This window comes from Paenibacillus sp. H1-7 (assembly GCF_022354825.1).
Lineage (GTDB): Bacteria > Bacillota > Bacilli > Paenibacillales > NBRC-103111 > Paenibacillus_S.
This window is the reverse complement of record NZ_CP031168.1, coordinates 5,934,451-5,948,691: the sequence shown is the minus strand read 5'-3', so window position 1 is coordinate 5,948,691 and position 14,241 is coordinate 5,934,451. Positions and strand designations below refer to the sequence as shown.

The following is a 14,241-nucleotide window of genomic DNA, read 5'->3' as shown; positions in this document are numbered from 1 at the left end:
TTGCAATCTTCCTGGATTATGATTCACTACAACACAACAAAATGAACCGATTGGTTTGATAAATTAAAGGAGGTTCTATTCGACATGAGTAAGGTAATTGGTATTGACTTGGGAACAACGAACTCTTGTGTTGCTGTAATGGAAGGCGGCGAAGCCGTTGTAATTCCTAACCCGGAAGGAAACCGTACAACTCCATCCGTAGTAGGCTTCAAAAAAGACGGGGAGCGCGTAATCGGCGAAACGGCAAAACGCCAAGCCATCACGAATCCGGACCGTACCGTCATTTCTATTAAACGCCACATGGGTACGAACCATAAGGAAAACATTGACGGCACCGAGTACACGCCGCAAGAAATTTCCGCAATGATTCTGCAAAAGCTGAAAGCCGATGCCGAAGCTTACCTGGGTACTACTGTAACGCAAGCGGTTATTACCGTTCCGGCTTACTTTAACGACAGCCAGCGTCAAGCGACTAAAGATGCAGGTAAAATTGCCGGTCTGGAAGTATTGCGTATCGTTAACGAGCCGACGGCAGCCGCTTTGGCATACGGTATGGAGAAATCCGAGGACCAAACGATTCTCGTATACGACTTGGGCGGCGGTACGTTCGACGTATCGATTCTCGAGCTCGGCGACGGTTTCTTCGAAGTTAAAGCGACCAGCGGTGACAACCGTCTCGGCGGCGACGACTTCGACCAAGTAATCATCGACTATTTGGTAGCTGAATTCAAAAAAGAGCAAGGCATCGACCTGAGCAAAGATAAAGCGGCGGTTCAACGTCTGAAAGACGCGGCTGAAAAAGCGAAAAAGGAATTGTCCGGCGTATTGACTACGACGATTTCCTTACCGTTCATTACCGTTGTTGACGGAGTGCCTCAGCACTTGGAAGTCAACTTGACCCGCGCGAAATTCGAAGAAATTTCCGCATCTCTGGTAGAAAGAACTATGGGTCCTGCTCGCCAGGCATTGAGTGATGCAGGCTTGTCTGCTAACCAAATCGATAAAGTTGTACTAGTCGGCGGATCCACTCGTATTCCTGCGGTACAAGAAGCGGTAAAACGTCTGATCGGTAAAGAGCCTCACAAAGGCGTTAATCCGGATGAGGTCGTTGCTCTTGGAGCGGCGGTTCAAGCGGGCGTATTGACAGGCGACGTGAAAGACGTTGTATTGCTCGACGTAACTCCATTGTCCTTGGGGATCGAGACGGCAGGCGGCGTATTTACGAAAATGATCGACCGCAATACAACGATTCCTACTACAAAATCGCAAGTATTCACAACGTATGCAGACAATCAGCCAAGCGTAGAAATCCATGTTCTTCAAGGGGAACGCGCTATGGCTAACGATAACAAAACGCTGGGCCGCTTCATCTTGGGAGACATTCCTCCGGCTCCGCGCGGCATTCCGCAAATCGAAGTTACTTTCGATATCGATGCCAACGGTATCGTTAACGTTAACGCTACGGATAAAGGCACAGGCAAGAGCCAAAAAATTACGATCACTTCTTCCAGCGGCTTGAGCGACGAAGAAATCGACCGCATGATGAAGGACGCTGAATCGCATGCCGACGAAGACCGGAAGCGTAAAGAATTGGTAGAGGCTCGCAATAATGCCGATCAGCTGGTATACTCGGTAGATAAAACGATTAAAGATCTTGGCGACAAAGTAGACCAAGGCGAAATCGATAAAGCCAATGCAGCGAAAGAGAAAGTGAAAAAAGCGCTGGAAGGCGATAATCTGGATGAAATCAAAGCGGCTACGGACGAGTTGACTGAAGTGGTTCAGCAGCTATCCGTAAAGCTGTATGAGCAAGCTCAAGCACAGCAAGCTGGCGATGCAGGAGCAGCCGGAGCGGAAGGCGCACCGAAAAAGGATAATGTCGTAGACGCTGACTTTGAAGTAGTTGACGACAAGAAGCAAGGCTAATCCAGCCTGAACTTTTATAGTGAAATGACAGGTCAAAGCCGCTCGCCGGCTTTGACTTTCCCTATGTTGTATAGGAATTGCTAAGCTTTTACCGGCTTGGCATTTCTATAGAGCGGGGAAATCCCGAGATTTGGGCGGCTAAAGGCAATTAGCTTCCCTTTCGGGGCACTTTTTTATCGGCTTTAAGAATGGGAGTGGAACAATGAGCAAACGCGATTATTACGAGGTACTCGGGGTAGGCAAGGATGCATCGCAGGATGATATCAAGAAAGCATACCGTCAAATGGCTCGTCAATATCATCCGGACGTGAATAAAGCCGACGATGCCGAGCAGAAGTTCAAAGAGGCCAAAGAAGCCTATGATGTGCTAAGCGACGATCAGAAGAAAGCCCAGTACGACCGTTTCGGTCATGTAGACCCGAATCAAGGTATGGGCGGCGGCTTCGGAGGCAATGCCGATTTCGGCGGCTTCGGCGACTTGTTCGATATGTTTTTCGGCGGTCAGGGGCAGCGCCGCAACCCGAATGCTCCACAACGCGGCAACGATTTGCAGTATACTCTGACTATCGAATTCAAGGAAGCCGTATTCGGCAAAGAAACCGATATTCACATTCCGCGTACGGAAACGTGCGATACATGTCACGGCAACGGCGCCAAGCCTGGTACGAAGCCTGAAACGTGTACGACGTGTAAGGGTACGGGCCAGCAGGAAGTCGTCCAGAACACCGCCTTCGGACGTATCGTCAACCGGCGCGTTTGTTCGACTTGCGGCGGTCAAGGGGTAACGATCAAGGAGAAGTGCGGAACGTGCCATGGCTCGGGGAAAGTAAAGAAGCAGCGCACGATTCATTTGAACATTCCTGCAGGTGTCGACGATGGGGCACAGCTTCGCGTTTCCGGCGAAGGGGAATCGGGAACGCGCGGAGGTCCGTCCGGCGATCTGTACGTAGTTATCCGGGTGAAGCCGCATGACTTCTTCGAACGTGAAGGCGACGATATTTACTGTGAAATTCCTTTAACGTTCGCTCAAGCGGCATTGGGCGACGAGATCGAAATACCGACTTTGACCGAGAAGGTCAAACTGAAAATTCCTGCCGGCACTCAAACCGATACGTATTTCCGCTTAAAAGGGAAAGGCGTGCCGCGTCTGAGAGGTTACGGGCAAGGAGATCAGCACGTGAAGGTCGTTGTCGTGACGCCGACGAATATGAACGAGGAACAAAAGGAATTGCTGCGCGAGTTCTCCCGTTTGAGCGGTGAAAATACGCACGAACAGCAGCAGTCCATCTTCGAGCGGATGAAAAAAGCGTTTTTGGGCGATTAATCATTCGTTATGGCTAGATGAATAGCACATATCGATTAGAGGCACATCTGACACAGGGAAGCTTCCCTTGTCGGTGTGCTTTTTTTCTTGTGCAATTTGTGGGTTACGCTACAAGCGCATATTCTCATCCCTTTTGCGGACAATAGAAGGAGCGTTTTACTCAACCTATTGACGAGGAGTGACCACGGATGAAGAATAAACAACAATCGTTGCAAAAAAATCGCAAGCTCCCTATCGCCAAGAACGAAGATGTCGATTACAGTGCGGAAATGGCTGATGAAAACGATCTAGAGGCGGTAGAACGCGCAAATCAGGCGGATACGAGACAGCAGCAGTCCTGATGAACTAAGGAACCTGAAGTTGCAGGAGGTATTGGCAGCATGGCTGAGAAAAGCATATTGGCATTATTCCCGTCTCAAGAACAGGCACAGCGTATCGTTCCGAAGCTACAAGCTCTTCGGGTCGCCGACGTCTCCGTCGATCATCTTCATAACATTAACGGAACCGGAGTTAGCGAGTCCATGAATCCGCTCGTCGGCCGTTTCCCGGGATTGTCGTTCTTGACCTTAGGCAAGGAAGGCCAAGGGATTGATGAAGGGATACTGACGGCGGCCAGTGTGGATGCGAGCGGTATGAGCGCGCCGATGTCGGAAGTATTTACCGGCGCCTATGAGGGAACCGACCGGATGGATACGCTGATGACGGTTGTTGTTGATGAACGGTGCTATGATCAGGCGCTCCGCGTTATCAATGACGGCGGCGGCAAGCTATAATGTTACATGTAGCGGAAGCTTCCTGGACAAGGAAGCTTTTTTGTTTGGACGAATTATTGTATACTGGGAATCATGTGCATTTCTTAGTTGATCGTTTAGGGAGGATAACAACCATGCGTTGGCATGAAGTAACAGTACATACCACAGAAGAAGCCATTGAGATGATCTCGAATTTTATTCACGAGCTTGGCGCAGGAGGAGTATCCATTGAGGAATCAGGAACGCTGAACAAACAGCGAGATACCTCGTTAGGCCAATGGTACGAGCTTCCGCTCAACGATATTCCGGAAGGAAGAGCCGTTATTAAGGGATATTTTTCCGAAGGAACCGAAATGAAAGACATTATGGAGTCTTTGCAGCGTTCCGTAGCTCAATTGACGGAGTTCGATATCGATACCGGCAATCCGACCTATGAGCTGAAGGAAGTCGACGATGAAGACTGGGCTAACGCTTGGAAGCAATATTTCAAGCCGCTGCGTATTTCGGAGCGTTTGACGATCAAGCCGACCTGGGAGGAATATACGCCGCAGGAAGAGGAGCTGATTATCGAGCTTGACCCGGGAATGGCGTTTGGAACCGGAACACATGCTACGACCTCCCTGTGCTTGAAAACGCTGGAGAAGGTCATCCAGGGCGGCGAGGACGTCATCGATGTCGGCACCGGATCGGGTGTCCTAGCTATCGCGGCCGCGAAGCTTGGAGCCAAACATGTGCTGGCTGTGGATTTAGATCCGGTCGCCGTGTCGAGCGCGACGGAAAACGCCCGGTTGAACGGTATGGACAACGACATTACCGTGAAGCTTAGCGATTTGCTCGGAGTTCTGCAGGAAAGCGCGTCAGGCGATGCATCGGCTGCCCTGGGAGTGAAAATCCCCGTACAGGTTGTCGTAGCCAATATATTGGCTGAGATCATTTTGCTGTTCGTTAAGGATGTCTACGATGTGCTCGCCGAAGGCGGGACTTATGTAGTATCCGGTATTATCCAGAGCAAGCAGAAGGACGTGGAGCAGGGCTTGACGGCTGTTGGCTTTACGGTAACGGAAAGCTATGAAGATCAGGACTGGGTAGTCATTATTGCCCGAAAGCTGTAGGTGGCCGATATGGATTGGAGTTCTTTTTTGGCTTACCCGGTAGATCAGCTGCCATTCATTTTTATTGTGCTGCTGTTGAGCTTTACCGTGCATGAATTCGCTCACGCTTTTTTTGCCGACCGGTTCGGGGATCCGACTCCCCGTTCCTTGGGCCGGCTTACGTTAAATCCGAGAGTTCATATGGATTGGCTCGGGATGATCTTTTTTCTCATCATCGGCATCGGCTGGGCCAAACCCGTTCTGGTCAACCGTGCCCGGTTCAAAAATCCGCGGATTATGGGAATCATCGTGTCTGCGGCCGGCCCAATCAGCAATCTGATTTTGGGATTTATCAGCCTACTGGTCTTTTTCCTGCTGTTCAAGTTCAATGTTCTCGATAATGCATCGCAAGGCGTTACCGAAGCGGTCAGACTGTTCTTCAGTTTTATGATCATGACCAATATCTTTCTGTTCATCTTGAACCTGCTGCCGCTGCCGCCGCTTGACGGTTACCGGATCATCGAGGATTTGCTGCCGACATCGATCATGATGAAGATAAAGGCCTACGAGCAGTGGATGTTCTACGCCATGCTCTTGATGTTCTTCATCCCGCCTATCCGTAGAATTACGATTGCGCCGATATTTGCTCTGCAGTGGGATATTTTCAACGCATTCCATAAGATTGCCGTATGGATATTTGGCAGCGGAGTGGTAAAAATGTGAATACGGGTTTTTATGCACTTGTCGGCGGGAATAACGGCAGGGGCTGTCCGTTTGGAGATTGCTGACAACGGTGGCTTTTTCGTCAAAAAAGTTGTATGATGAAATTTGATGCTTTACGAATTGTTAATGAAATACGAGCACTGAATAAAGAAAGTAGAGAAGACCATGCAGCGTTATTTTATTGCCCCCGAGCTGTTAACCGAAACGGACGTTACCATTGTCGGTGACGACGCACATCATATTATCCGCGTAATGCGCGGAAAGGCCGGCGATCAAGTCATTGTAAGCAACGGCTTGGATCGTGAAGCGGTAGTGCGGCTTCGGGAACCGGAGAAGGATCGGGTGGTTGCCGATATAGTAGAATGGCTTCCTATGCTCAATGAGCCTGCAGTTGAGGTTTGGATCGCTCAGAGCCTTCCGAAAGGCGACAAGATGGAACTCGTGATTCAAAAGGGAACCGAAATCGGCGCCGACCGGTTTATTCCTTTTCAATCAGAGCGCACGGTTGTCCAGCTGGATGCAAAGAAAGAGGGCAAGCGGGTGGAGCGATGGCAGAAGATCGCTAAGGAAGCGGCGGAGCAAGCGCACCGCAACCGGGTGCCTGCCGTAGAAGCGCCTTTGTCGTGGAAGCAGCTCTTGGAGCGGATCGGACAGGCGGATGCAGCCTGGATTTGTTATGAGAAGCAGGACGGACTCCAGCTGAAACAGCGCATTCAAGAAGCCTTAACCAAGCATCGGGACTCTTCGGTCAGCAGGACCGCTGCGGACGGACCGACTCAAGCCTATACCGCAGAGCAGCGAATCAAGCTGCTGTTAATTGTCGGCCCTGAAGGCGGATTTACCGAGCAAGAGGTGAAGGCTGCCGAAGCTGCAGGGGCTCATTCCGTCAGTCTTGGAAGACGCATTTTGCGGACGGAGACCGCCGCTATGGTCGGTCTTACTTGCATTTTATATGAAACCGGAGAGATGGGAGGATAACGAAGATGCCTACAGTTGCGTTTCACACGTTAGGCTGTAAAGTCAACTTTTACGATACGGAAGCGATTTGGCAGCTGTTCAAGCATGAAGGCTATGAACAGGTCGATTTCGAATCGACGGCGGATGTATATGTAATTAACACTTGTACCGTAACCAATACGGGCGATAAAAAGAGCCGGCAGATGATTCGTCGTGCGGTTCGCCGCAATCCGGAAGCGATTATCGCGGTTACGGGCTGCTATGCCCAGACGTCCCCTGCGGAAATTATGGCGATTCCCGGAGTCGATTTGGTGATCGGCACCCAGGATCGGGACAAAATTATTCCATACGTGCAGCAGCTGGACCAGGAGCGCAAGCCGATCAATGCGGTGCGCAATATTATGAAAACCCGCCAGTTCGAGGAATTGGACGTGCCGGATTTTGCCGACCGGACCCGTGCGTTCCTGAAAATCCAAGAGGGCTGCAACAACTTCTGTACATTCTGTATTATCCCATGGTCTCGCGGCCTGATGAGAAGCCGTGAACCGGAGAGTGTATTGAAGCAAGCACACATGCTCGTGGACGCAGGATACCAGGAAATTGTTCTGACAGGTATTCATACCGGCGGGTATGGGGAAGATATGGAGAACTACAGCTTGGCGAAGCTGCTATGGGATCTGGATAAAGTGGACGGACTGAAGCGGATCCGGATCAGCTCGATCGAAGCGAGCCAAATTACCGAGGAAGTATTGGAAGTACTCAATGCCTCGGATAAAATGTGCCGGCATCTGCATATTCCTTTGCAGGCGGGCGACGACGCCGTTCTTGCCCGGATGCGCCGCAAATATACGACGGCCGAATTCGGAAACAAGATTGAGAAGATTCATAAGATTATGCCGGGCGCAGCCATTACGACGGACGTCATCGTAGGATTCCCTGGGGAAACCGAGGAGATGTTCCGCGCAGGCTACCGGTTCATGGAGCAAATGCAGTTCTCTGAAATGCATGTGTTCCCTTATTCCAAACGTACAGGAACCCCTGCCGCAAGGATGGAGGATCAAATCGACGAGGAGCTCAAGAATGCCCGCGTTCACGAGTTGATCGACTTGTCCGAGCGGATGCAGCTCGCTTATGCGAAGAAATTCGTAGGTCAAGTGCTGGAAGTGATTCCGGAGCGCGCGTATAAGGGTGAACCGAACAGCGGCTTGATCATGGGCTATTCGGACAACTATTTACAGCTTGTTTTTGAAGGAAGCGAGGACTGGATCGGCTCTGTTTGCAAAGTCAAAGTTACGGAAGCCGGTGTCAACGAATCGCGGGGACAGCTGCTGCGCGTACCTGAAATGCCCAAAGCATTGATCGTGTAAAGCAAAGTGAGCCAAGGATTTCATTCCGAACGTAGGATGAAATCCTTGTTCTTTCTAATGATGGAATCGGAAAGGGTGGTTGATATGAAGGAAATTTCCGCAGGAGGCGTAGTGTTTCGCAAAAACGGAAATGAGATTCACGTCCAAATGATTCAGGATCGCTACGGCAAGATCACGCTTCCCAAAGGGAAAATGGAGCCGGGAGAAACGATAGAGCAAACGGCTTTAAGAGAAATTCTGGAGGAAACGGGCATTGTCGGAGCGATTGTGGAGCCCATAGAGACGATCACCTATCAATTCACGATGGCTGGCGTAGGCATGGTCGATAAAGAGGTGCATTATTTTTTGGTCGAGGCGACGGGAGGCTCTCTCCAGGCGCAAGTGGAGGAGATTCGCGGAGTCGAATGGCTTCACCCTCTGGAGGCTTGGCATCAGCAGACGCACTCCGGATACGGCAACAACGATACGGTATTGAAAAAAGCATTGAATTCCCTTGGATATGAGGTGAACTAGAATGTCAGACCAATCGAACTTGATCGCAAAGCTGCCTTCGTACATTGACCATACGCTGCTTAAAGCCGACGCCACCTCGCAAATGGTGCGCAAGCTGTGCGAGGAAGCTGTGCAGTATGGCTTTTACAGTGTTTGCGTTAACGGCATATGGGTACCTCTGTGCAAACAAGCCCTTGCCGGGAGCGGCGTTCGTATCAGCGTCGTATGCGGGTTCCCTCTGGGTGCCAACGATAGCGGAGTGAAAGCCTACGAGGCGGCGAAAGCAGCCGAAGCGGGCGCTTCCGAGATAGATATGGTATTGCAGATCGGCCAGCTTCTGGAAGGCAATTTCGATGCGGTAAGGAAAGATATCCGAGCCGTTGTAAACGCCGTTGAGGGTCAAGCCATTGTCAAAGTAATATTTGAAACGGGATTCCTTAACGAGGAACAGAAGAAAACAGCGTGCCGCTTATCGGAAGAGGCTGGAGCACATTATGTGAAAACCTCCACTGGCTTCGGCCCGGGCGGAGCGGTTGCCGATGACATTCGACTGATGCGTGCCAACGTATCGTCTTCTATCGGAGTGAAAGCCTCCGGCGGAGTCAGAGATTTACAAACGGCTTTGAACATGATTGAGGCGGGAGCGACGAGACTCGGCACAAGCTCGGGAGTTGCTATAATGCAAGGAGTTTCCGGCTCATCGACATATTAACCATTTAGCGGACGTAAGTGAATGTGGGAGGAAAAACGTGGCTTCATTATTTTTGAGCAAGAAAAGAAAGAAACGGCTGGAAGCAGGGCATCCCTGGGTATTCAAAACGGAAGCGGACCGAATCGAAGGGGATCCCGTGCCCGGCCAATTGATTGATGTACATACGCATCTTGGCCAGTATGCCGCTACCGGATACTGGAATCCGGAATCGCAAATTGTAGTGCGTGTCGTTTCCTACGAACCTCTGGAAGCGATGGATCATCACTTTTTTGCAGAGCGGTTCCGCCGCTGTCTGGAGCACCGGGAGCGATTCCTGCCCGGCGCCCGTTCTTACCGGCTCGTATATGGCGAAGCGGATTTCCTGCCGGGGTTGATCGTCGACCGGTTTGAGGACGTTCTCGTCGTACAGCTTCTTACTTTGGGCATGGATCGTGCGCGCGAGGCGATCGTATCGGCATTAGCGGAAGTAATCTGTCCTGCCGGCATCTATGAGCGAAGCGACGTTTCCGTTCGCCAGCTGGAGGGTCTCGAGCAGCGTACGGGACTGCTGTATGGGGAATGTCCGCAGCATGTCCGGATTACCGAGAACGGATTGCTGCTCGATATCGATATTATGCAGGGGCAAAAGACAGGGTATTTCTTCGATCAGCGGGAAAATCGCGCTGCTATTGCTCCTCTGATGCTCGGATGGGGCAAACGAAGCGGAATCGAGCTGAAAGACGTCGTGCAGGAGGACGGGACGAACGTCCAAGCGCCGGTTAACGCCAACGGGAAGACGGTTTCCTTTCCTTTCTGGGACGGTGCGACAGTGCTCGAATGCTTCTCCCATACCGGCAGCTTTACGCTGAACGCGTGCAAATACGGCGCCAAGAAGGTAACCTGCCTCGACATTTCGGAGCATGCGATTGAAAGCGCCAGAACGAATGTGAAGCTGAACGGCTTCGAGGACCGGGTAGAATTCGTAGTCGCCGACGCGTTCGAATACTTGCGTGAGCAGGTGAAGGGGCTCGAGCAGCGTAAGGAAAGAGCACATGCGGACAAGAAGAAGGTCGATACCTCTCAACCCTTGTCATCCAAAAGCAAAACGTGGGACGTCGTCATTCTCGACCCTCCGGCGTTTGCCAAAACGCGCAGCGCTGTCGAAGGCGCTTGCAGAGGGTACAAGGACATCAACCTTCACGGGATGAAGCTGGTCAACGAGGGCGGCTATCTAGTAACCGCCAGCTGTTCATATCATATGAAGCCTGAACTATTTCTAGAAACGATTCACGCTGCGGCGGCCGATGCGAATAAAATACTGCGTTTGATCGAGTTCAGAGCGGCAGGGAAAGATCACCCGCGGATTTTAGGGGTAGATGAAGGAAACTATCTGAAATTTGCTATTTTTGAAGTGCGGAGCAAATAGATCGATTAGCCGTTGTTTTTGGTTCTATACCAAAGACAGCGGCTTTATTTTTTGAGCGGTGCCAATGGTTCAGAGAAGAAAAGGCTGCAGCCGGGCTTGAATTTTCGCGGCAGCGCTTTTATAATGTGAAATGGGAATGATAATTATTCTCAAGAATAATTTGCGGTAACAAGTCCATTGATATAAGAAAAGGTGGCTATTATATATGACGGATTTCATGAAATTATCTATGTCCTTGGGAGAGGCAATTGCAGGCCGGCGCAGCATCGGCAGGGTGAAGCAGGATCCGGTGGACAAACAGCAGATCGAAGCGCTGCTGGATGCCGCCAATTGGGCGCCGAGCCATCATGCAACCGAGCCGTGGCGATTTTTCGTAATGACAGGCGGCGGCAGACAAAAGCTGGCGGATGCATATGCCGATATTGCGGCGGAAGGCGCAGCGGGTTCGGCTGGGGAAGAGCTCGAGACGATACGCAGCAAAGCGGCGGGCAAGGCGTTTCGCGCTCCGGTCGTAATCGCTGTGGCGGTATCGCCATCCGACGCTCCATCCGTGAACCGGATGGAGGAATTCGCGGCCGCTCACAGCGCAGTGCAAAATATGCTGCTGGCGGCGCACGGTTTGGGTTTGGGCACGATCTGGCGCTCCGGAGAACCGATGTATCACCCGCGGATGAAGCAAGCCTTCGGACTCGCTCCGTCCGATGAATTGGTAGGCCTGGTCTATGTTGGCTACCCTGACATGCAGCTGCTTCCCGGCAAGAGAAGACCCGTATCGGAGAAGACGGTCTGGATATCCGAGTAATAAATGCTCCCTGTCGCAAGGCATTATTGCCCTTAGCGATAGGGAGTTTTTTAATGGCTCGAAATTTTAGTCAATTTACTTGACTAAATACGAAACGGAGTTATAATCAAATATAGTCAATTAACTTGACTATATTGTGAGGTGGAGGGCTGAATATGAAAGCTGAAACTAATATGGAAACGGTACGTTCTTTTATTCAGGCATTCTGGAACGAAGGCAATCTCGCATGTACGGATCAGTATACAACCGAAGATTATGAGGATCATGCTTACGTCCCTAATAACGTAATTGGACTCAAGGAGACGGCTCGCGTCCTGCATACTGCATTTCCGGATCAGTGCTCTGCCGTAGAAAGCATTGTGGCGCAAGGTGACCGCGTTGTCGTAAGACTTGCAATGACAGGAACCCATTTGGGCTTGTTTAGAGGGACAGAAGCTACCGGCAACCGTGTGGATGTTAAGGTTTATCGCGAATATCGGCTTATCAACGGTAAAATCGCTGAGCATTGGGCGCTTTTCGACACAGCCTCCTTGCTGCGCCAAATCGGAGCGGAGCTTCACCAGCAGCCAGCCTGCCGAATTAAATAGCTTATGAAATGCTTAAGGTCGCTCTTTCATCGGGCGGCCTTAGTTATTTTCAGGAATCGTGGTAAAATGGATGGATGAGTTTGCTGGATCGAATTCGTTAGGAGGGGACAGGGCATTGGCGCACGAGGCACCGGGATACGAGCTTACGATTCTCTTTGCAACTGCATTTCGCTTGGCGGTAGACGAATTGCATGATGAATTGGCCAAGGCAGGATTTGACGACGTTCGTCCGTCTCACGGATTTATTTTTCAAAAACTATCCCATGGAGGCGCAACGGGAAACGAAATAGCGGATCATCTTGGAATTACCAAACAGGCTGCCAGTTTGACAATAGATTATTTGGAAGAGCGGGGTTATGTCAGCAGGGAGCCGCATCCATCCGACCGCAGGGGGAAGCTCGTCGTATTAACGGAGCGTGGCTGGCGATGTATCCGAACTACGGAAGCTGTATTTTCCTCGATAGAGCGACGTTGGGAACAGATGGTTGGAGAAGAAGCCATACGATCGCTCCGCCACGATATGCGGGAATTGGTTCACAGCTTTCCCAATGCCAAGCCTGGAGCGTTTCGTCCTGTCTGGTAGCGGACATGGTTCGACGTCCCTCCTGCAGTCTGGTTTCAAAAATTGATAAAATGCGAAATTATTCGGATTGAATTCAGGGGGCTAAGCGCTTACTATAAGGTAATATTAACAAAAGACCGATCGCTGACTTAGTTTCATATCATCATGTTTCGAGAAGTCAGCGACATTACCGCTTGTTGGAGGAACCTAATGAAAATACAATTTGCTTTTCATCCCAATGAAACAAGCTCAGAATTTATTCCCGTGACACTGAATACTTCGTACAGCAGCGCCAGAGGCTATGGCTTCTCCCAGTCGGTGCATCCCTCTAGGAACGAGGATTTACGCGATTCGTGGCCTGGGGATTATTTTCTTCAGCCGGTGCCGACGTTCAGAGTGGACGTGCCTTTCGGCAATTATTCCGTTACCTTAACATTGGGGCACCCGGATGCTCCATCCGCGACGACGGTCAAAGCCGGTCTCGGGCGGTTGATGCTGGACAATATTCATACCGCTCCAGGACAGTTCGTCCGGGAAACCTTTGCCGTGAGAGCCGAGGACGGACAGCTGAAGCTGGCGTTTTCCGGCGCTGCGCCGAGCGTTTACGCCATAGAAATCGAACGGGCGGGAGAGATGCCTACGTTATTTTTGGCAGGAGATTCTACGGTAACCGACCAGCCCTCAGGCCAGTATCCTTATGCGGGATGGGGCCAAATGTTCCCGAAGTTTCTGACGGCGGACATTGCGGTATCCAACCATGCGCGCTCGGGCAGAAGCTCCAAAAGCTTTATTACCGAAAACCGGCTGAATCATATTTGGAATCAGATAGCTCCTTCGGATTTCTTACTCATTCAGTTCGCTCATAACGATGAGAAGGACAACGAAGGCGGGACGGACGCTTTCACTACGTACCAGCACTATCTGAAGCAGTATATTGACGGTGCACGGCAGAGAGGCGCTTATCCGGTGCTTGTATCGCCGATGCACAGACGCTTTTTTGATGCGCGGCATTGCATTGAGAATACCCACGGCGATTATATCGAAGCAATGCGGCAGCTGGCTGAACGCGAGGAGGTTCCTTTTCTGGATTTGGCAGGCAAAAGCAAGCGGCTGTTCGAGGAGCGGGGCGAAGAGGCGACCAAACGTATTTTTATGTGGGCGGAGCCGAACGAATATGCCAATTTTCCGGATGGGGCGCAGGATAACACGCACTTTACGGAATACGGAGGCGTTGAAATTGCACGGCTTGTGACGGAATGTATCCGCGAGGCCGGAGTGGAGCCTCTCCAACATTATTTGCGGTCTAACTAAAAAACGGATCTTACGAAACCGGAGCTGTCGAAGAACAGGTGCCGGTTTTTTTCGTGCGATTCAATAAGCTTAGAGCGCGCACCAACGTACCATCATGGCTTCGTTTCGAGGTAATAGAACATATGTTCTCTGTGTGGTATAATATGAACCAAAACATCCCTTACCCCAAAAAGAGTGTTTTTTGGTAGAATAATAGAATTAGAGTGAAATGTTACTTTCTTATGGCTACC

General features: G+C 50.9%; 15 protein-coding genes. All 15 read left to right on the top strand.

Annotated elements, in window-relative coordinates:
* The first annotated feature begins 84 nt into the window (after window positions 1-84).
* The 15 genes from dnaK to DVH26_RS26185 all read left to right on the top strand — a co-directional run bounded on the left by dnaK (window position 85) and on the right by DVH26_RS26185 (window position 14,011).
* A complete protein-coding gene (gene dnaK, locus DVH26_RS26255) occupies window positions 85-1,926 on the top strand; it encodes a molecular chaperone DnaK (RefSeq protein ID WP_239627102.1) in 1,842 nt (613 codons plus the stop codon).
* Between the two features lie 202 nt (window positions 1,927-2,128).
* Entirely contained in the window at window positions 2,129-3,250 is a 1,122-nt protein-coding gene (dnaJ, locus tag DVH26_RS26250; RefSeq protein WP_239627100.1) for a molecular chaperone DnaJ, read from the top strand.
* A gap of 188 nt (window positions 3,251-3,438) precedes the next feature.
* Entirely contained in the window at window positions 3,439-3,591 is a 153-nt protein-coding gene (locus DVH26_RS26245; RefSeq protein ID WP_239627098.1) for a YfhD family protein, read from the top strand.
* Window positions 3,592-3,630: 39 nt separating this feature from the next.
* Window positions 3,631-4,023 (top strand): hypothetical protein, encoded by a 393-nt coding sequence (locus DVH26_RS26240; protein ID WP_239627097.1) that lies wholly within the window; start codon window positions 3,631-3,633, stop codon window positions 4,021-4,023.
* Window positions 4,024-4,136: 113 nt separating this feature from the next.
* Entirely contained in the window at window positions 4,137-5,114 is a 978-nt protein-coding gene (prmA, locus tag DVH26_RS26235; RefSeq protein WP_239627096.1) for a 50S ribosomal protein L11 methyltransferase, read from the top strand.
* Between the two features lie 9 nt (window positions 5,115-5,123).
* Window positions 5,124-5,816: a site-2 protease family protein gene (locus tag DVH26_RS26230; protein WP_239627095.1), complete on the top strand. Its 693-nt coding sequence runs from the start codon at window positions 5,124-5,126 to the stop codon at window positions 5,814-5,816.
* A 165-nt stretch (window positions 5,817-5,981) separates the two neighbouring features.
* Window positions 5,982-6,794 (top strand): 16S rRNA (uracil(1498)-N(3))-methyltransferase, encoded by an 813-nt coding sequence (locus tag DVH26_RS26225; RefSeq protein WP_239627094.1) that lies wholly within the window; start codon window positions 5,982-5,984, stop codon window positions 6,792-6,794.
* A 5-nt stretch (window positions 6,795-6,799) separates the two neighbouring features.
* The gene (mtaB, locus tag DVH26_RS26220; RefSeq protein WP_239627093.1) at window positions 6,800-8,140 is read left to right on the top strand and encodes a tRNA (N(6)-L-threonylcarbamoyladenosine(37)-C(2))-methylthiotransferase MtaB; all 1,341 of its coding nucleotides are present in this window, start codon (window positions 6,800-6,802) and stop codon (window positions 8,138-8,140) included.
* Window positions 8,141-8,224: 84 nt separating this feature from the next.
* Window positions 8,225-8,653 (top strand): NUDIX hydrolase, encoded by a 429-nt coding sequence (locus tag DVH26_RS26215; RefSeq protein WP_239627092.1) that lies wholly within the window; start codon window positions 8,225-8,227, stop codon window positions 8,651-8,653.
* A gap of 1 nt (window position 8,654) precedes the next feature.
* Window positions 8,655-9,344, top strand: a complete 690-nt coding sequence (deoC, locus tag DVH26_RS26210) for a deoxyribose-phosphate aldolase (RefSeq protein WP_239627090.1) — start codon at window positions 8,655-8,657, stop codon at window positions 9,342-9,344.
* Window positions 9,345-9,381: 37 nt separating this feature from the next.
* The gene (locus DVH26_RS26205; protein WP_239627088.1) at window positions 9,382-10,749 is read left to right on the top strand and encodes a class I SAM-dependent rRNA methyltransferase; all 1,368 of its coding nucleotides are present in this window, start codon (window positions 9,382-9,384) and stop codon (window positions 10,747-10,749) included.
* A 217-nt stretch (window positions 10,750-10,966) separates the two neighbouring features.
* A complete protein-coding gene (locus tag DVH26_RS26200; protein ID WP_481857622.1) occupies window positions 10,967-11,551 on the top strand; it encodes a nitroreductase family protein in 585 nt (194 codons plus the stop codon).
* Between the two features lie 155 nt (window positions 11,552-11,706).
* Window positions 11,707-12,138, top strand: coding sequence for an ester cyclase (locus DVH26_RS26195; RefSeq protein WP_239627084.1), 432 nt, complete (start codon window positions 11,707-11,709; stop codon window positions 12,136-12,138).
* 115 nt (window positions 12,139-12,253) lie between these two features.
* The gene (locus DVH26_RS26190) at window positions 12,254-12,721 is read left to right on the top strand and encodes a MarR family winged helix-turn-helix transcriptional regulator (RefSeq protein ID WP_239627081.1); all 468 of its coding nucleotides are present in this window, start codon (window positions 12,254-12,256) and stop codon (window positions 12,719-12,721) included.
* A 189-nt stretch (window positions 12,722-12,910) separates the two neighbouring features.
* Window positions 12,911-14,011, top strand: coding sequence for a rhamnogalacturonan acetylesterase (locus tag DVH26_RS26185; RefSeq protein ID WP_239627078.1), 1,101 nt, complete (start codon window positions 12,911-12,913; stop codon window positions 14,009-14,011).
* The last annotated feature ends 230 nt before the right edge of the window (window positions 14,012-14,241 follow it).